Raw genomic sequence first — 18577 nt, forward strand, 5'->3', positions numbered from 1 at the left:
GGAGGTCAGTCGGAGGAGGAAACGGCCTTCGTGGCCGTGGCGGCGGCGTCGCCCACGGCATCCGCGGTCTTGTCGACAGCGGCGGCGGCGACGCCCTTGGCGTCGTCGATGATCTCGGAGAGTCGGGTCTCCTGCTGGTGGTAGGCGTCGCTCATACGGTCGGTGAACTCGCCGATGCGCGAGTCGAGCTGGGCGAGCACCTCCTGCCCGCGCGGGTCCTTGTTGACCAGGTGGGCGGCGACGAAACCACCGGCGATACCCAACGCGAACCAGACGAGGCTTTTCACGATCACCACTTCTTCCTCGATACGACGCCGCGATCGCGGCATCCCTCATCGTAAGCGACGGCCCCCGCGGCGCGCGCGTCCACCGACGGGATGCCGTGGAGTCGGCCCGTCCCCAGCCGCCTGCGGGCGCTTCCCGCCGCCGTCGCGTCGCGGAGCGCTGCCGCGTCGGAGCGGCCGCGTGTCCTGACACGACGCAGGAGTTCTGCCTCATCGGTGGCTCGCGGCCCTGCGTGCGTAGGGCTGCGGCGCCGAGACTACTGCGTTGCGTCCCTCTCGCCCGCGACGGGTGCCCGGCGCCGGCAGGGAGTCCGGGCGGACACAACGCAGGAGATCGGACGCGGATCCGCCCGTTGCCCCCGGATTGCCGACCGTTGACGGCGGATCTCCTGCGTCGTGTCCGGGGAGGCCGGTGCTCGGGCTGAGAACGACGCAGGGCCGCGTGAGAGCGCGACCCGGAAACGACGAAGGGCCACGCGGGAGCGCGACCCCGAAAGGACGAAGGGCGGCGCGACAGCGCGACCCGGGAACGACGAAGGGCGCCGGGAGAACCCGACGCCCTTCTCTGCTCGCTGAGATCAGCGGGCGGCGTAGTACTCGACGACGAGCTGAACTTCACACGTCACGGGAACCTCGGCGCGCTTGGGGCGGCGCAGAAGCTTCGCCTGCAGCGTGGAGAGGTCGACCTCGAGGTAGCCCGGAACGGGGGGCAGCACTTCGGCGTGCCCACCGGCGGCGGCGACCTGGAAGGGCTCGAGGCCCTCGCTCTTGGTCTTGACGTGGATCAGCTGTCCCGGCTTGACGCGGAACGACGGGCGGTCCACGAGCTGGCCGTCGACCATGATGTGGCGGTGCACGACGAGCTGGCGAGCCTGCGCGGTGGTGCGGGCGAAGCCCGAACGCACGACGAGGGCGTCCAGACGCATCTCGAGCAGCTCGACCAGGTTCTCACCGGTCAGGCCGTCGGTGCGGCGGGCCTCGTTGAACGCGATGCGAAGCTGCTTCTCGCGGATGCCGTACTGCTCGCGCAGACGCTGCTTCTCACGGAGACGGACGGCGTAGTCGCTGTCGGCCTTGCGCTTGGTGCGGCCGTGCTCACCGGGAGCGTAGGGACGCTTCTCGAGGTAGCGGGCGGCCTTGGGGGTGAGTGCGACGCCGAGGGCGCGCGACAGACGCACCTTGCGGCGGTCCTGAGACTTCGTGGTCACGAAGTTCTCCTTCCGATGACGTGGCCGCGCCTTTCACGGCTCACGGGCGTATCGCCCCCTTCCGCCCGATCCGAAGCGCACGCCGGGGCGCACCGGAAGGTGATCACAGGAAGGAGGGGATGCCCGAAAACCCTGTTTCGAGCCGGTTCATGCTATCAGAGCGCGCCGGGAGCATGCCGGATGCCGCGTCAGCGCCCCTCGAGGATGCGGCGGATCTTCTCAAGACGCGCCGACACGTCGCGTTCGGCACCGTGACTGGTGGGTTCGTAGTACCGCTTGCCGACGAGCTCGTCGGGCAGATATTGCTGCGTGACGATGCCGATGTCGCTGTCGTGCGCGTACTTGTAGCCCTTGCCGTGCCCGAGTCGCTTGGCGCCGGGATAGTGCGCGTCGCGCAGGTGCATCGGCACGCGTCCGAACCCGCCCGCGCGCACGTCGGCGATCGCGGCGTTGATGGCGTTGTAGGCGGCGTTCGACTTGGCGGTCGTGGCGAGGTACACGGTCGCCTCGGCAAGGGGGATGCGTCCCTCGGGCATGCCGATGAACGCGACCGCGTCGGCCGCGGCGACCGCGATCTGCAGGGCCTGCGGGTCGGCCATGCCGATGTCTTCCGCGGCCGAGATGACCAGGCGCCGCGCGATGAAGCGGGGGTCCTCGCCCGCCTCGATCATGCGCGCGAGGTAGTGGATCGCGGCATCCGGATCCGACCCCCGCACCGACTTGATGAAGGCGCTGATGACGTCGTAGTGCTCGTCGCCCTGGCGGTCGTAGCGGAGCAGGGCGCGGTCGACGGCCTGGGCGATGTGGTCGGCGGTGATGACGGGGAGCTCGTCTCCTCCGCCGGTGAACGGACCGGGATCCTCGTCGTCGTCGGAGTCGTCTTCGTCCTCGGCGTCGCGGACGGCCGGTGCGGTCGCCCCCGCATCGTCGCCCGCGACAGAGGCCGCCGCCTCGAGGGCGGTGAGGGCGCGTCGGGCGTCGCCGGAGGCCAGGCGCACCAGGGCCGCCCGGGCGTCGTCGTCGAGCACCACGCGTCCGGCGAGGCCGCGGGGGTCGGTCACCGCGCGATCCACCAGGGCTCCGAGGTCGTCGTCGCCGAGGGGACGCAGGGTCAGCAGGAGCGAGCGCGAGAGCAGGGGCGAGATCACCGAGAACGACGGGTTCTCGGTGGTCGCGGCGATGAGCACGACCCAGCCGTTCTCGACGCCGGGGAGCAGCGCGTCTTGCTGGGCCTTGGTGAAGCGGTGGATCTCGTCGAGGAACAGGATCGTCGACTGCCCGTACAGATCGCGCTGGGTGAGGGCTTCTTGCATGACCTCGCGCACGTCTTTGACGCCCGCGGTGATCGCCGACAACTCCACGAAGCGTCGCCCCGACGACCGGGCGATGGCCTGGGCGAGCGTCGTCTTGCCGGTGCCGGGCGGGCCCCAGAGGATGACCGAGGCCGCCGACGCGGATGACGAGGAGTCGGTCGTCGCGAGTGTGACCAACGGCGATCCCGGTCGCAGCAAGTGCCCTTGGCCGGCGACCTCGTCGAGGCTGGTCGGCCGCATGCGCACGGCGAGCGGCGTCTGGCCCTGGAAGAGGGCGGAGGAAGGGGTCACCCCTCCAGGCTAACCGCGGCTTCCGACATCGAGCCCGGGCGGGCGGACCGCGACGGGCGCGGGCGGGAGTGTCGCGCGGGCGCCGCTTTGTAGGATCGAAGGGCCCGTGACGGGCGAGAGGAGTCGATGGTGGCGACGCGCGGAAAAGACCGGCAGACGCGGGAGCAGCGCGAGCGCGCCCGCACCTACCAGGCGCGGCTCGAGCTGCACGAGCGACAGGGACGACGCCGTCGGCGCGACAACCTGCTCGCCGTCGTGGTCGGTCTCGTCGTGATCGCCGGAGCCATCGGCGTGCAGACCGCGTACTTCGTGGCCGGGCCCGGTGCTCCCGCGCCCTCGCCGTCGGCGCCCGCCACGCCCGCGTCGACGCCCGACACCTCCCCCTCCGCGCCTGCTCCCGCGGCGACGCCGACGCCCTGATCCTGTCTCGCGGGGGCCGCGCGTACTAGGCTCGGAGGGTCCTTCTCCCCCAGGCGGTTCTGCCGCGATGAGGTGCTACCCGTGACTTCCGTCCCCACCCCCGAGTCCTCCGACCCGCGCGACGCCGCGAACGACGTCGAGGTCGACACCACCCAGGCCGACAGCGCCAAGACGGCCGAGGCCGTCGAGGCTCCGGATGCCGCGGCCTCCGACGACCTGACGGCTCCGGTCTCCGCCGATGAGACGTCGGACGCTCCCGCCGAGGAATCCCCCGTCGAAGACGCGGCCGCGGCTGACGCCCCCGCCGCTGACGAGGCCTCCGTCGAGGATGCCTCTGCGGAGGACGCGCCCGCCGAGGGTGCTCCTGCGGACGAGGCTCGCGCCGCGGACGCCGTCGAGGACGCCCCCGCTGAGGACGCTGCCGCCGCTGAGGCTCCCGCCGAAGACGCCCCTGCTGAGGACGCGTCCGCGAACGATGAGGCCCCCGCCGCCCCGGCGGCCCCCGGCCCCCGCCCCGGTGCGCGCGTGCCCGGTCCCCCGCCCGGCAAGAAGGCCTCCACCTCGTCGACCGAGCCCTGGGGCCGCGTCGATGACGAAGGAACCGTGTCGGTCCGCGAGGGCGACGAGTGGCGCGTCGTCGGGCAGTACCCCGACGGCACCCCCGCCGAGGCCCTCGCCTACTTCCAACGCAAGTTCGCCGACCTCGCCGGCGAGGTCACGCTGCTCGAGACCCGTCACCGTCGCGGTGGCGCCTCGGCGTCCGACCTGCGCGCCGCGGCCAAGGCGCTGCACGGCAAGCTCGACGGTGCCGCAGCGGTCGGCGACCTCTCGGCTCTGATCACCCGCGTCGACGCCCTCACCTCCGAACTCGCCGAGGCGAGTGAGACCGAGGCCGTCGCCGCCAAGCAGGCCACCGAAGAGGCCGTGCGCGAGCGCACCGCGATCGTCGAAGAGGCCGAGGCCCTGGCCGCTCGCGACCCGCAGACGGTGCAGTGGAAGCAGATGACGGCCGACATGACCGCGTTGTTCGACCGGTGGCAGGCCCACCAGCAGAACGGTCCGCGCCTGTCGAAGTCGACCGCCCAGCAGCTGTGGCGCCGCTTCCGCGACGCCCGCGCCACGGTCGACCGCCACCGCCGCGAGTTCTTCTCGTCGCTCGACGAGACCCACAAGGCCGCGCGCGAGGCGAAGACCCGCCTGGTGGAGCGTGCCGAGGCACTCGCCCCCCGTGGCGAAGACGGCATCGGCGCGTACCGCGATCTGCTCGACGCGTGGAAGGCCACCGGCCGCGCCGGCCGCAAGGTCGACGACGCCCTGTGGGCGCGCTTCAAGGCCGCTGGCGACGCGCTCTACGGCGCGCGCATCGAGCGCGAGTCGGCCGACGCCGAGGCGTCGAAGGAGAAGATCGAGCAGAAGCGCGTGTTGCTGCAAGAGGCCGCTCCGATCGTCGATGAGAAGAACATCGCCACGGCGCGCCAGAAGCTCACCGCGATCCAGCGTCAGTGGGACGAGATCGGTCGCATCTTCCCCCGCGACAAGGAGCGCGCCCTCGACGACGAGCTCCGCAAGATCGAGCAGAGCGTGCGCACCCGCGAGGACGCCGACTGGAAGCGCAACGACCCCGAGCAGAAGGCGCGCGCCAACGACATGACGCGTCAGCTCACCGACGCCATCGACAAGCTCGAGGCCGAGCTCGCCGCCGCCGAGGCCAGGGGCGACAAGCGCGCCGTGGCCCAGGCGCAGGAGGCCCTCGAGGCGCGCCGCACCTGGCTGCGCGCTCTCGGCGGCTGAACAGGCCGACCCACCGGGTTATCCACAGGCTGACGGACTTCCGTCACGGGGCGACACCGTTCCCGCCACACTGGCGGAATGGTGTCGCCCTTCCTGTTCTTCCCCGGTGAGCGTCTGTCGATCGCCGAGCTCACCGCTGCGTGCCTCGACGGCATCCTGGTCCCGCTCGGGGCGGGCTACATCCCCGCCGATGCCGTCGAGACGCCGTGGATGCGCGCGCGCAGCATCGCCCCGCTCGTGGGTGAGCGGTGGGCGGCGATCCGCCTGAGCGCGGCGTGGATCCACGGCGGGGTGCTGACCGAACCGTATCGACACCACGTGCAGCGCGTCGCGGCCACCCGCGCCCGCGCGCCGCACGACGCGCGCGTCGTGTCTCACGAGGTGCGCCTTGCGGCCGCCGACGTGCGGCAGGTGGCGGGGGTGTCGGTCACCTCACCCGTACGCACCCTCGTCGACCTCGCGCGCAGCGACGACGAGACCGAGCGTCGTGCCGCTCGCATGTGGGCCGCCGATGATCCCGGAGCTCGGGATGACGCGGTCGAGTGGCTCGCGCGGCATCCGCGATTCCCTTTCGCCCGTCGCGCCGCCGACGTGCTCGCGCAGACGGCGGCGGGTCGGTCCGAGTCGCAGCCCACGAGCTGACGCGTCGGATCCCCCGGCCGCCGTGACGATCCACGATTGAATCGAGCGAGACGGCGCACGGGCAGACCGGCACGCGGCCTCGGTCGCGAGACGCCGGCCTTACGACGAGGTGACGCGGTACACGTCGTAGACGGCGTCGATGCGGCGCACGGCGTTGAGCACCCGGTCGAGGTGCACGGTGTCGCCCATCTCGAACACGAACTTGCTCAGGGCGAGGCGGTCGTTGGTGGTCGATACGGTCGCCGAGAGGATGTTGACGTGATGCTCGCTGAGCACGCGCGTGACGTCGCTCAGCAGACCCGAGCGGTCGAGGGCCTCGACCTGGATCTGCACGAGGAACACGCTCTTGGTCGTCGGCGCCCACTCGACCTCGATGAGACGGTCGGGTTCTTCCTTGAGCGAGCGCACGTTGGTGCAGTCGCCGCGGTGCACCGAGACTCCGCTGCCGCGCGTGACGAAGCCGACGATCTCGTCGCCGGGCACGGGCGTGCAGCACTTGGCGAGCTTGACGAGGATGTCGGGGGCTCCGCGCACGAGGACGCCGGAGTCTCCGCCGCGCGGGGCGCGGCTGCGCCCGACGGGGATGTCGATGGGACCGGTGTTGGTCTCTTCGGCGCTGACGAGCGCGGTGACCTTCTCGATGACCGACTGGGTCGAGACGTGGCCTTCTCCGACCGCGGCGTACAGGGCGGAGACGTCTTCGTAGTGGAACTGCCGTGCCACCTCGGTGAACGAGTCTTGGTTCATCAGGCGCTGCAGCGGCAGATTCTGCCGGCGCATGGCGCGGGCGATGGAGTCCTTGCCCTGCTCGATGGCCTCTTCGCGACGCTCCTTGGTGAACCACCCGCGGATCTTGTTGCGCGCGCGGGTGCTCTTGACGAAGCCGAGCCAGTCTTGGCTGGGGCCGGCATCGGGGTTCTTCGAGGTGAAGACCTCGACGACGTCGCCGCTCTGCAGCGTCGACTCCAGCGGCACGAGGCGACCGTTGACCTTGGCGCCCATCGTGCGGTGGCCGATCTCGGTGTGCACGGCGTAGGCGAAGTCGACGGGGGTGGCGCCGGTGGGAAGACCCACGACGCGCCCCTTCGGCGTGAAGACGTAGACCTCTTTGGCGCCGATCTCGAAGCGCAGCGAGTCGAGGAACTCCCCCGGGTCGGCGGTCTCGGCCTGCCAGTCGGAGATGTGCGCGATCCAGGCCATGTCGGCGTCGACCGCCTTCGCGTCGGTCTTGCCGCCGGCCATGCGCTCTTTGTACTTCCAGTGCGCGGCCACGCCGAACTCGGCCTGCTGGTGCATCTCGTTCGTGCGGATCTGGATCTCGACCGTGCGCCCGCCCGGGCCGATCACCGTCGTGTGCAGCGACTGGTACAGGTTGAACTTGGGCGTGGCGATGTAGTCCTTGAACCGCCCGGGCAGCGGTGTCCACCGCGCGTGGATCGCGCCGAGCACCGCGTAGCAGTCCCGCACGGTCCCGACGAGGATGCGGATGCCGATGAGGTCGTAGATGTCGTCGAACTCGCGGCCCCGCACGACCATCTTCTGGTACACCGAGTACAGCTGCTTCGGTCGACCCATGACGCGCCCGCGCACGCGGAGCTCGCGCAGGTCGGCGTCGACGGCGTCGATCACGTTCTGCACGTACTGCTCGCGCTGCGGGGTGCGCTGTTTGACGAGGCTCTCGATCTCGGCGTAGAGCTTGGGGTGCATGACCGCGAACGAGAGGTCTTCGAGCTCGCTCTTGATCGCCTGGATGCCGAGGCGGTGAGCCAGCGGGGCGTAGATCTCGAGCGTCTCGGTGGCCTTCTTGGCCGCCTTGTGGGGCGGGACGAAGCCCCAGGTGCGCGCGTTGTGCAGGCGGTCGGCGAGCTTGATCAGCAGCACGCGGATGTCTTTCGACATCGCCACGATCATCTTGCGGACGGTCTCGGCCTGCGCGCTGTCGCCGTACTTGACCTTGTCGAGCTTGGTGACGCCGTCGACGAGCATCGCCACCTCGTCGCCGAAGTCGGCGGCGAGCTCGTCGAGCGGGTAGTCGGTGTCTTCGACCGTGTCGTGCAGGAGGGCCGCGGCGATGGCCTTCGGCCCCAGGCCCAGCTCGGCAAGGATCTGCGCGACGGCGAGCGGGTGCGTGATGTACGGCTCGCCGCTCTGGCGCTTCTGCCCGTCGTGCGCCTTGTCAGCGACGGCGTAGGCGCGCTCGATGATCGCGAGATCACCCTTGGGGTGATGCGTGCGCACCGTTCGCAGCAACTTGTCGACGTCGTCGCGGCGGGCGGCACGCGAGAAGATGCGCGGCACGAGGCGTCGCAGCGAGGACGGCGGCGGCGCGGAGGATGCGGTCTCGGTCATCGCCACCCCTTCCTCACGGCCAGTCGATCAAGTCTACGCCCCGCGCGATGCCCCGGAGAGCGGCGGGGCCCCGGCCTCAGGCCGGGACGCCCGCCTTCTCGCGCGCGGCGACGACGCGGGCGTCGCGCTGGGCGATGGGCTTCTCCGACTCGCGCAGCAGCGCGTACATCGGGACGGCGACGAACAGGGTCGAGTAGGCCGCGACGATCGTGCCGACGAAGATCGACAGTGAGATGTCGCTCAGCGTGCGGGCACCGAGCGGAACACCGATGAAGAGGATCGCACCGACCGGGAGCACGGCCACGACCGTCGTGTTGATCGAGCGGATCAGCGTCTGGTTGGCGGCGAGGTTGACCGACTCCGCGAAGGTGCGGCCGGAGATCTCGCCGTCTTCCCTCGTGTTCTCGCGCACCTTGTCGAAGACGACGGTGGTGTCGTAGAGGGCGTAGGAGAGGATCGTGAGGAAGCCGATCACCGCCGCGGGCGAGATCTCGAACCCGAACACCGCGTACACGCCGATGGTGATGACGAGCACGTCGACCAGGCCGATGATCGCGGCGACCGACATCTTCCACGTGCGGAAGTACAGCGCGAGGATGAGGAAGGTCAGCGCGAGGAAGATCGCCAGACCCCACAGCGACTGACGCGTGACGTCGGCGCCCCAGGTGGGACCGATGAACGAGTCGGTCACCTCGGCGGAGGGCACGTCGTACGCGCTCGCGAGCGCGGCCGAGACGGCCTGCGTCTGGTCGCTGCCGAGCTGGTCGGTCTGCACGCGGACGGCCTGGTCGCTGATCGTGGTGACGCGCGTCTGCGCGCCCGGCACGACCGAGGTCACCGCGTTCGTCGCGAGCGACTGGTCGAAGCTGGCGGGGTTCGACACGGTGAACTGCGACCCACCCGTGAACTCGATCGAGAACTGCACGGGGCGGATGAAGGGCACGAGCGCCGCGCCGATGACGAGCACCGCCGCGATGATGAACCACAGACGACGACGCTGCACGAACGGGAACGAGGTCTTCCCGGAGTAGAGGTCGTTTCCGAGCTGAGACATGGAGCGCATCAGTCGTCTCCCTCCTTCGTGGAGCGGCTATCGCCGCGGGACGCGGCAGCGAGCTCGGCCTGCTTGCGTTCGGCGATCGTCTGCCGACGTGCGGCCTCGGCCCGCGAGCGCTTGGCGCGACCGCTGTCGACGACCGGGGCGCGGAACTCCGCACGACCGCGGTAGACGGCCCCGAGCGCGTTGGGGTCCATCCCCGAGAGCGGGTGGCCCGAGCCGAAGAAGCGCGTTCGCGCCAACAGCTGCATGACCGGGTGGGTGAACAGGATGAAGATCAGGATGTCGATCGCCGTGGTCAGGCCCAGGGTGAACGCGAAGCCCTTCACCGTGGCATCCGCGAGGATGTACAGCACGACGGCGGCGAGGATGTTGATCGACTTCGAGATGTAGATCGTGCGCTTGGCGCGACCCCATCCGTCTTCGACGGCCGCGGTGATCGACTTGCCGTCGCGCAACTCGTCGCGGATGCGTTCGAAGTACACGATGAACGAGTCGGCGGTGAAGCCGATCGTGACGATCAGACCCGCGACACCGGCGAGCGACAGGCGGAAGCCGGCGCGCCACGCGAGGATGCAGATCGCGGCGTAGGTCAACACCGCCATCACGGCGAGAGACGCGATGATCACCGTGCCCAGGGCCCGGTAGACGATCAGCGAATAGATCGCGACGAGGCCGAGGCCGATGAGGCCGGCGATCAGACCGACCTGCAGCTGCTGCGAACCGAGTGTCGCCGACACGGTGTCACTGCTGACGACGGTGAAGCTCAGCGGCAGGGCGCCGTACTTCAGCTGGTCGGCGAGGGCCTTCGACGACTCCTGCGTGAAGCTGCCCGTGATGCTGGGGCGGCCGTCGAGGATGATGCCGTTCATCGAGGGAGCCGACAGCACCTGACCGTCGAGCACGAACGCGAACTGGTTGAAGGGTGCCTGCTTGCCGTAAAGGCGCTGGCTGATCTCGCCGAACTTCTGGGTGCCCTGGTCGTTGAAGACGAGGTTGACGGCCCAGCGGCCGGTGTTCTGTTCCTGGCCGTTCGTGGCGTCGACGATGTCGTTTCCGTCGAGCTCGACGGGTCCGAGGATGTACTTCGTACCGTCCTGGAGCCCGCACGTGATCATCGGCTGGTCTGCCGGGGCCTGCGCGGGGTTGCTCGGCGGGTTCGCGCAGTCGTACGAGAGAAACTGCGCCTGCAGAGCCGGGGTGATGTACGCCGGGTCGCTCGCGTCGGTCGGCGACGCGGTGGGCGTGGCCGGCAGGCTCGGGTCGGGCGTCGGGTACGGCGTGGAGTTGCCGTCGGCGCCGACGAACGTCGTGGCCGGCGAGCCCGTGAACAGCACGGGACGCAGCTGGAGCTGCGCGGCGCTCTGGATCCGCTGGCGGGTGGCCTCGTCGGCCTGGCCGGGGATCTGCACGACGATGTTCTGTCCGCCCTCGGTGGCCACGTCGGCCTCGCCGACGCCCGAGGCGTCGACGCGCTGGCGGATGATCGACACGGCCTGCTGCAGCTGATCGCTGTCGGGCGCGGCGCCGTCGGTGGTCTGGGCCTGCAGGATGATCTGCGTGCCGCCCTGGAGGTCGAGCGCGAGCTCGGGAGACCAGGAACTGGCGTTGAAGGTGTACACGCCGAGCGCGTTGATGCCGAACAGCACGCCGGTGATGGCGAGCAGTCCGGTCAACACGCGCCAGGCATGACGGACAGGAGTCGAGGGCGCCACGGAGTCGGCTTTCTGTGCGGCGGGCGAGTACGGCGGAAGAGCGGAGGTCAGGCCTGCGGGCGGTCCTTGTCGGTCTGCTCGGCCTCGGTGTGCTGACGGGCGGCGCGCTGGTCGTCGCTGATCGAGGTGATGTCGTGGTCGGCGACGCCCGCGATGTATTCGGCCTCGGACTCCTCGGCCTCGATGAACTCGTCTTCGGTGACGGCGCCCTGGGCGGCGTCGACGATGCGGAGCACGGCCTGGCTGTGCACCTTGATGACCACGCCGGGCGCGATCTCGACCAGCGCGGGCTTGTCGAGGTCTTCACCGTCGTACTCGACGATGGTGCCGTACAGGCCGCCCTGCAGCAGGACCTCGGCGCCGGCGACGGTCTCGCGGGCCTTCTTCTCCTGCTCGGCCTTCTGCTTCTGCATGCGGCGGCGCGAGCTCCAGAACATGAAGACCAGCAGGCCGATGAGCAGGATGATGAGGCCGTAATCGGAGAAGAACCGGGCGATATCCATCGAGGCGGTGCACCTTTCAAAGTCAGGCGCGCCGTGCGGCACTGCCTAGCGGGGGGTAGAGCGGGGGTCGGGGAATCCCCCGCCGAGTATAGGTCATGACCCCTGGCTGAACCGGAGCAGGCCGTCGGGGTGAGGGGCGCCCAGGTGGTCGTACGCCTCCGGGGTGGCGACCCGGCCGCGGGGGGTGCGGCCCATGAATCCGATGCGCACGAGGTAGGGCTCGACGACGGACTCGATCGTCTCGGGCTCTTCGCCGACGGCGACCGCGAGCGTGCTGAGTCCGACCGGTCCCCCGCGGAAGCGCCGCACGAGCGCGTCGAGCACGGCGCGGTCGAGGCGGTCGAGGCCGATGGAGTCGACGTCGTAGAGGTCGAGGGCGGCACCGACCGTGCGCACGTCGGCGTCGCCGTGTTCGGCGCCCGCGGACGGCCCGTGCACCACGAGGTAGTCGCGCACGCGGCGCAGCAGGCGGTTCGCGATGCGGGGGGTTCCGCGCGAGCGGCGCGCGATCTCGGAGCGCGCGGTGCCCGGCAGCCCGACGTCGAGCATCGACGCCGAACGCGTGACGACCTGCTCGAGCTCTTCGGGCTCGTAGTACTCGAGGTGGGCGGTGAAGCCGAAGCGGTCGCGCAGCGGGTTCGGCAGCAGGCCCGACCGGGTGGTGGCGCCGACGAGGGTGAAGGGGGCGAGGTCGAGGGGGATGCTGGTGGCACCCGCACCCTTGCCGACCATGATGTCGATGCGGAAGTCCTCCATCGCGAGGTACAGCATCTCTTCGGCCGAGCGCGCCATGCGGTGGATCTCGTCGATGAAGAGCACTTCACCCGGCGTGAGGGAGGACAGCAGGGCCGCGAGGTCGCCCGCGTGCTGGATCGCCGGTCCGCTCGACAGGCGCAGGGGGCGGCCGCTCTCGTGCGCGACGATCATGGCGAGCGTGGTCTTGCCGAGCCCGGGAGGGCCCGACAGCAGGATGTGGTCGGGCGAGCGCTGCTGGATGCGTGCGGCGTCGAGCAGCAGTTGCAACTGACCGCGCACCTTCTGCTGGCCGACGAACTCGGCGAGCGAGGTGGGGCGCAGCGCCCCCTCGATCGCGAGCTCGACCTCGTCGTCGGGGGTGCCGGCGTCGCGGACGTCAGCCACTCACGCTCTCCTTGCGGGCGGGGCCGAGCAGCGCGAGCGTCAGTCGCAGCAGCGCCTGCACCGACGCGCGGTCGGCGTCGGAGGCGTTCTCGGCGACGGATGCCACGGCCTCGGCCGCCGTGCGTTCGGTCCACCCGAGGCCGATGAGCGCCTGCGTCACCTGCAGGGGCACCTGTCCGTGCGCCGACACGGCCGCGGGGGCGGTGGCGGGAATCACGGCGAGCTTGCCCGCGAGCTGCACGACGATGAGCTTCGCGGTCTTGGGGCCGATGCCCGACACGCGGCGGAAGGGGGCGTCGTCGTCGTCGGCGACGGCCTGGGCGATCTGCGGAACGGTGAGCGACGACAGCACGCCGAGGGCCGACTTCGGTCCGACGCCGGTCACGCTGATCAGCTGCGTGAACACGGTCAGCTCTTCGCGGGTGTCGAAGCCGTAGAGCGACAGGGCGTCTTCGCGCACGATGAGGTTCGTGTGCAGGTGCACGTCATCGCCGACGTGGACGGTGCGGGCGAGTTGCGAGGTGACGGCGACGGAGAAACCGACGCCGCCCACCACGATCACGAGCGAGTCGTCGGCGACGTGGGCCGCCGTCCCGTGCAGCGAAGAGATCATGCTCCGAGCCTACGCATCGGTTCGTACATGTGTTCGAGCGACACGCGTCGGCGGTGTCCGTCGCTTCTCGGCGTCGCGCCAGGCGCGCTGCGCGGGGGTGAGCTCCGCGCCGCCGGGAGCTGCGGCTGCTCCCCCGCGCCACGCGTGGCAGAGCGCGATGGCCAGCGCGTCCGCGGCATCCGCCGGCTGGGGAAGAGAGTCGAGGCGCAGCACGCGCGCGACCATCGTCTGCACCTGCAGCTTGTTGGCCGAGCCGTAGCCGGTGATCGCGGCCTTGACCTCGCTGGGCGTGTGCGTGGCGGCGGTGAGACCGTGCTCGGCGGCGAGCAGCAGCGCGATGCCGCTGGCCTGGGCCGTGCCCATCACCGAATGGCGGTTGTTCTGTGCGAACACGCGCTCGACGGCGACGACGTGCGGCTGGTGGGCGAGGAGAACTTCGCGGATGCCGGCGGCGATGGCCGCGAGACGTTTCTCGATCGGATCGGTCGGTGCCGAACGCGCCACCCCGACGTGCACGAGGGTGGCCGTGCGGTTGGGAGCGACGTCGACGATGCCGATGCCGCAGCGCGTGAGGCCGGGGTCGATGCCGAGGACGCGCAGGGAAGATGCCACGACCCCCACGGTAGGCGCAGGGGTCGTGGTCGAGCTCAGGGCGCGCCCTTACTCGTCGTTCTCGAGCTCGGCCTGCACCTCGGGCGTCATGTCGAAGTTGGTGTAGACGTTCTGCACGTCGTCACTGTCTTCGAGCGCGTCGATGAGGCGGAACACCTTGCGGGCCGTGTCGGCGTCGACCTCGACCTTGAGCGAGGGCACGAACTCGACGTCGGCGGAGTCGTACTCGATGCCGGCGTCCTGCAGAGCAGAACGCACCGACACGAGGTCGCTCGCCTCGGTGATGACGCCGAAGCCCTCGCCGTGCGGCTCGACCTCTTCGGCGCCGGCCTCGAGGACCGCGAGCATGACGTCGTCTTCGGTGGTGCCCTCGGAGGGAACCACGATGACGCCCTTGCGGCTGAAGTTGTAGGCGACGCTGCCCGGGTCGGCGAGTGTTCCGCCGTTACGGCTGAGGGCGGTGCGCACCTCGGCCGCGGCGCGGTTCTTGTTGTCGGTCAGACATTCGATGAGGAACGCGACGCCGTTCGGGCCGTAGCCCTCGTACATGATCGAGGCGTATTCAACAGCCTCGCCGCCGATGCCCGCACCTCGCTTGATCGCGCGGTCGATGTTGTCTTTGGGGACCGAGGTCTTCTTGGCCTTGAGCACGGCGTCGAAGAGGGTGGGGTTGCCCTGGAGGTCGGCTCCACCGAGCTTCGCCGCGACCTCGATGTTCTTGATGAGCTTGGCCCACGACTTGGCGCGACGGGAGTCGATGACCGCCTTCTTGTGCTTGGTCGTGGCCCATTTGGAGTGTCCGGACATAGCTTCCAGTCTAGAGCGCGGGGGCGTGGATGCCGCGTCTGGCCGCGACGTGATCGAGGAAGCGGCGGTGGAAACGCGTCTCCCCCGTCGATTCGGGGTGAAACGCGGTCCCCAACAGGGCGCCCTGCTCGATCGCGACGACGCGTCCGTCGGCGAGGGTCGCCAGGGGCGCGGCATCCGGACCCCACTCCACCACCGCGGGCGCGCGGATGAAGACCGCGTGCACCGGTGGATCGCCCAGGACGGGCACCTCGAGCTCGGTCTCGAACGACGCGGTCTGGCTGCCGAAGACGTTGCGCGCCACGCGCGCGTCGATGCCGCCGAACGTCTGCTGGCCGGTGATCGCCCCGTCGATGCGGTCGGCGAGCAGGATGAGCCCCGCGCAGGTGCCGTACATCGGCATGCCGTCGGCGATCGCGGCGCGGATCGGGTCGAACAGGCCGAAGGCGCGCGCGAGCTTGTCGATCACGCTCGACTCGCCGCCGGGGAGCACGAGGCCCTCCACGGCGGCGAGCTCCTCGGCTCGACGCACGGGCTGCGCGTCGGCGCCGAGCCCGCGCAGCACGGCGAGGTGCTCGCGCACGTCGCCTTGCAGCGCGAGCACTCCGACGCGCGGGGTGTTACCAGCCACGCTCGGCCAGGCGGTGCGGGGCGGGGAGGTCGGCGACGTTGATGCCCACCATCGCCTCGCCGAGTCCGCGCGACGCCTCGGTCACGATCTTGGGGTCGTCGTGGAAGGTCGTCGCCTTCACGATGGCCGCTGCGCGCTGGGCGGGGTTGCCCGACTTGAAGATGCCGGAGCCGACGAACACGCCGTCGGCGCCGAGCTGCATCATCATCGCGGCGTCGGCCGGGGTGGCCACTCCCCCGGCGGTGAAGAGCACGACGGGCAGCTCGCCGGTCTCGGCGATCTCGGCGACGAGGTCGTAGGGCGCCTGCAGCTCCTTCGCCGCGACGTAGAGCTCGTCCTTCGTCTTGGCGCGCAGGGCGTTGATCTCGGCGCGGATCGTGCGGATGTGCTTGGTCGCCTCCGAGACATCGCCCGTGCCGGCCTCACCCTTGGAGCGGATCATCGCCGCGCCCTCGGTGATGCGGCGCAGGGCCTCGCCGAGGTTGGTCGCCCCGCAGACGAAGGGGACGGTGAAGTTCCACTTGTCGATGTGGTTGACGTAGTCGGCGGGCGAGAGCACCTCGGACTCGTCGATGTAGTCGACGCCGAGCTCCTGCAGGATCTGCGCCTCGACGAAGTGACCGATGCGGGCCTTCGCCATGACGGGGATCGACACCGTGGCGATGATGTCGTCGATGAGGTCGGGGTCGCTCATGCGCGCGACGCCGCCCTGGGCGCGGATGTCGGCGGGCACGCGCTCGAGCGCCATGACGGCGACGGCGCCGGCGTCTTCGGCGATGCGCGCCTGCTCGGCGGTGACGACGTCCATGATCACGCCGCCCTTGAGCATCTCGGCGAGACCGCGCTTGACGCGGGAGGTTCCGGTGTCGGTCATGTCCACTCCGTTCCGCGCCGATGCGGCGCGTGGTTCCGCGCTTCGGGGCGCGATTCTTTGGCTTAGGCCAAACCGTAGCATGGCTCAGGACATAGGCTGTTCGGGACTCAGGGGGGCTCATGAGCATCGACATCACCGGCCGATCGGCATCCGAGATCGCCGCCGATCTGCGCACGCGCATCGAACGCGCAGAGCTGACCCCGGGGACCCTGCTGCCGTCGGTGCGCGCCGTCGCGGCCGACCTCGGCGTCAACCGCAACACCGTCGTCGCGGCGTACCGGCAGCTCGCGCAGGCGGGCCTCGTCGAAGCGCGCGGTCGCGGCGGCACACGCGTCGCCGATCGCGCCGCCGTCGCCCAGGAGGGCTACGCGCCCGACACCGTGCTGCGCGACGTGGGGTCGGGCAACCCCGACCCGGCGCTCATCCCCGATCCGACCGCGGCCCTCGCCCGGTCGGCGCGCCCCGTGCTGTACGGCGAGCCGGTGATCGACCCGGGCCTGGAGGAATGGGCGCGCGACTGGATGGCGGACGGACTCCCCCACGACGACCTGCGTCTGACCGTCACGAGCGGCGCGAGCGACGCCATCGAACGCCTCCTCGCCCAAGCGCTGCAGCGCGACGACGCGGTGGCCTTGGAAGACCCGTGCTTCCTCTCCGCCCTGCACACGGTGCGCACCGGGGGGTATCGGGCGGTGCCCGTGCCGGTGGATGCCGAGGGCATGACGGTCGACGGACTCCGCGCCGCGCTCGAGGCCGGCGTCCGCGCCGTCATCTGCACGCCCCGCGCCCACAATCCGACCGGCGCGAGTCTCACGGCGGATCGCGCGACGGCCTTGCGCGCCGTGCTCGCGGAGCACCCGTACGTTCTCGTCATCGAAGACGATCACTTCTCGCTGCTGTCCCGCGCTCCCCTGCACTCGGTCATCGGCGCCTCGCAGCGTCGCTGGGCGCGCATCCGCTCGATGTCGAAGTTCCTCGGACCCGACACGTGCCTCGCCGTCACGGCATCCGATCCCGACACCGCCGACGGTCTCGGGCAGCGCCTGACGCCCGGAACCACGTGGGTCAGCCACATCCTCCAGCGCCTCACCCTCGCCCTCGTGACCGATCACGCGGTCCGCGAGGGCATCGAGAGCGCGGCCGTGCACTACGCCGCGCGCAACGCCGCGTTCTGCGCGCAGCTCACCGCACGCGGGTTGCCGGTCAGCCCGGGCGACGGCCTCAACCTCTGGGTGCCGCTGCCGGTGCCCGCGGCGGGAGTGCGCGAAGACCTCATGAGACGCGGATGGCTGGTGCGCGAGGGCGACCCCTTCTTCCTCGGCGACGGCGACCACGGCTCGTTCCTGCGCCTCACCGTGCACGACCTCGACGAGGCCTCGGCCACGACCCTCGCGGATGACCTGGCCGCCGCCGCGGGCGTGCTCCGCGGATCGGGACGAAGTGGGAGGATCGAGACATGAAGGTCCTCTCGATCCAGTCCGCCGTCGCGTACGGGCACGTCGGAAACTCCGCCGCCGTCTTCCCCCTGCAGCGCATCGGCGTCGAGGTGCTGCCGGTGTACACGGTGAACTTCTCGAACCACACCGGCTACGGAGCATGGCGCGGGCCGCTCATCGCGCCCGACGACGTCGCGGCCGTGATCCAGGGCATCGAAGAGCGCGGCGTTTTCCCCGAGATCGACGTGGTCCTCTCGGGCTACCAGGGCGGCGAGGGCATCGCCGACGTCATCATCGACGCCGTCGCGCGGGTGAAGAAGGCGAATCCGGATGCCGTGTACGCCTGCGACCCGGTCATGGGCAACGCCAAATCGGGGTGCTTCGTGGCGCCTGCGATCCCGGTGCTGCTGCGCGAGCGCGTCGTCCCGGTCGCCGACATCCTGACCCCGAACCAGTTCGAGCTCGGCTTCCTCACCGACACCGAGCCCGGAAGCATCGACTCGACCCTCGAGTCGGCCGACATGCTGCGCGCCCGCGGCCCGCGGACGGTGCTCGTCACGAGCGTCGAGCGCCCCGACCGCGAGCCCGACACGATCGAGATGATGGTCGTCGACGACGCCGGGGCCTGGATCGTGCAGACCCCGCTGATTCCGATGAAGGCGAACGGCTCGGGAGACGTCACCGCGGCCCTGTTCACCGCGCACTACCGCCGCACCGGCGACGCCGCCGACGCACTCGCCCGCACGGCCTCGAGCGTGTTCGACCTGCTGTCGAACACCTACGAGTCGGGGTCGCGCGAACTGCGTCTCATCGAGTCGCAGGAGGCCTACGCCCACCCGCGCCTGCAGTTCGGCGTGCGCCAGGTGCGCTGAGCAGGGCCCCTGAGCGCAA

18 protein-coding genes are annotated in these 18577 nt (G+C 70.5%); 5 read left to right on the top strand and 13 right to left on the bottom strand.

Translation table 11 applies throughout. The features are described 5' to 3' along the window. Positions 1-5 precede the first annotated feature (5 nt). From RWH43_RS14160 to RWH43_RS14170, 3 genes are all read right to left on the bottom strand, one after another. Positions 6-293 (bottom strand): ATPase, encoded by a 288-nt coding sequence (locus RWH43_RS14160; RefSeq protein WP_230704630.1) that lies wholly within the window; start codon positions 291-293, stop codon positions 6-8. A gap of 569 nt (positions 294-862) precedes the next feature. Continuing rightward, the gene (rpsD, locus tag RWH43_RS14165; protein ID WP_144833486.1) at positions 863-1492 is read right to left on the bottom strand and encodes a 30S ribosomal protein S4; all 630 of its coding nucleotides are present in this window, start codon (positions 1490-1492) and stop codon (positions 863-865) included. Positions 1493-1680: 188 nt separating this feature from the next. Next, a complete protein-coding gene (locus tag RWH43_RS14170; protein WP_230704631.1) occupies positions 1681-3096 on the bottom strand; it encodes a replication-associated recombination protein A in 1416 nt (471 codons plus the stop codon). Positions 3097-3222: 126 nt separating this feature from the next. On the opposite strand from RWH43_RS14170, the gene RWH43_RS14175 reads away from it, so the two are divergent. The 3 genes from RWH43_RS14175 to RWH43_RS14185 all read left to right on the top strand — a co-directional run bounded on the left by RWH43_RS14175 (position 3223) and on the right by RWH43_RS14185 (position 5949). Next, positions 3223-3516: a dioxygenase gene (locus RWH43_RS14175; protein ID WP_437127392.1), complete on the top strand. Its 294-nt coding sequence runs from the start codon at positions 3223-3225 to the stop codon at positions 3514-3516. Positions 3517-3597: 81 nt separating this feature from the next. Then, positions 3598-5307 (top strand): DUF349 domain-containing protein, encoded by a 1710-nt coding sequence (locus RWH43_RS14180; protein ID WP_316001783.1) that lies wholly within the window; start codon positions 3598-3600, stop codon positions 5305-5307. A gap of 78 nt (positions 5308-5385) precedes the next feature. Then, entirely contained in the window at positions 5386-5949 is a 564-nt protein-coding gene (locus RWH43_RS14185; RefSeq protein WP_230704632.1) for a type IV toxin-antitoxin system AbiEi family antitoxin, read from the top strand. Positions 5950-6048: 99 nt separating this feature from the next. On the opposite strand, the gene RWH43_RS14190 is transcribed toward RWH43_RS14185, so the two are convergent. The 10 genes from RWH43_RS14190 to pdxS form a co-directional block, all read right to left on the bottom strand. Beyond that, the gene (locus tag RWH43_RS14190) at positions 6049-8298 is read right to left on the bottom strand and encodes a RelA/SpoT family protein (RefSeq protein ID WP_144833495.1); all 2250 of its coding nucleotides are present in this window, start codon (positions 8296-8298) and stop codon (positions 6049-6051) included. 76 nt (positions 8299-8374) lie between these two features. Further along, positions 8375-9361, bottom strand: a complete 987-nt coding sequence (secF, locus tag RWH43_RS14195; RefSeq protein ID WP_144833497.1) for a protein translocase subunit SecF — start codon at positions 9359-9361, stop codon at positions 8375-8377. Beyond that, positions 9361-11070: a protein translocase subunit SecD gene (secD, locus tag RWH43_RS14200; RefSeq protein ID WP_316001784.1), complete on the bottom strand. Its 1710-nt coding sequence runs from the start codon at positions 11068-11070 to the stop codon at positions 9361-9363. Before secD ends, secF begins: the two co-directional genes overlap by 1 nt. Positions 11071-11117: 47 nt before the next feature. Next, positions 11118-11573 carry a preprotein translocase subunit YajC gene (locus tag RWH43_RS14205; protein WP_144833501.1) on the bottom strand — a complete coding sequence of 152 codons (456 nt, stop codon included), beginning with the start codon at positions 11571-11573 and terminating at the stop codon, positions 11118-11120. Between the two features lie 93 nt (positions 11574-11666). Continuing rightward, entirely contained in the window at positions 11667-12713 is a 1047-nt protein-coding gene (ruvB, locus tag RWH43_RS14210) for a Holliday junction branch migration DNA helicase RuvB (protein WP_144833502.1), read from the bottom strand. Further along, positions 12706-13326, bottom strand: coding sequence for a Holliday junction branch migration protein RuvA (ruvA, locus tag RWH43_RS14215; RefSeq protein ID WP_144833504.1), 621 nt, complete (start codon positions 13324-13326; stop codon positions 12706-12708). The genes ruvB and ruvA overlap by 8 nt, the downstream gene beginning before the upstream one ends. Before the next feature lie 9 nt (positions 13327-13335). After that, positions 13336-13938 carry a crossover junction endodeoxyribonuclease RuvC gene (gene ruvC, locus RWH43_RS14220; protein ID WP_316001785.1) on the bottom strand — a complete coding sequence of 201 codons (603 nt, stop codon included), beginning with the start codon at positions 13936-13938 and terminating at the stop codon, positions 13336-13338. 48 nt (positions 13939-13986) lie between these two features. Then, complete coding sequence (locus RWH43_RS14225) at positions 13987-14745, bottom strand: YebC/PmpR family DNA-binding transcriptional regulator (RefSeq protein WP_144833508.1); 759 nt, start codon at positions 14743-14745, stop codon at positions 13987-13989. A 10-nt stretch (positions 14746-14755) separates the two neighbouring features. Continuing rightward, on the bottom strand, positions 14756-15376 hold the full coding sequence (gene pdxT / locus RWH43_RS14230; protein WP_316001786.1) for a pyridoxal 5'-phosphate synthase glutaminase subunit PdxT: 621 nt from the start codon (positions 15374-15376) through the stop codon (positions 14756-14758). After that, positions 15366-16250 carry a pyridoxal 5'-phosphate synthase lyase subunit PdxS gene (pdxS, locus tag RWH43_RS14235; RefSeq protein WP_316001787.1) on the bottom strand — a complete coding sequence of 295 codons (885 nt, stop codon included), beginning with the start codon at positions 16248-16250 and terminating at the stop codon, positions 15366-15368. Before pdxS ends, pdxT begins: the two co-directional genes overlap by 11 nt. Before the next feature lie 119 nt (positions 16251-16369). Here pdxS and RWH43_RS14240 point away from each other — a divergent pair, with 119 nt between their 5' ends. After that, entirely contained in the window at positions 16370-17710 is a 1341-nt protein-coding gene (locus tag RWH43_RS14240) for an aminotransferase class I/II-fold pyridoxal phosphate-dependent enzyme (RefSeq protein WP_144833514.1), read from the top strand. Next, positions 17707-18558, top strand: coding sequence for a pyridoxal kinase PdxY (pdxY, locus tag RWH43_RS14245; RefSeq protein ID WP_144833516.1), 852 nt, complete (start codon positions 17707-17709; stop codon positions 18556-18558). The genes RWH43_RS14240 and pdxY overlap by 4 nt, the downstream gene beginning before the upstream one ends. Positions 18559-18577 lie beyond the last annotated feature (19 nt).

Origin of the sequence: Microbacterium algihabitans, from assembly GCF_032464975.1 — a bacterium.
Taxonomy (GTDB): domain Bacteria; phylum Actinomycetota; class Actinomycetes; order Actinomycetales; family Microbacteriaceae; genus Microbacterium; species Microbacterium algihabitans.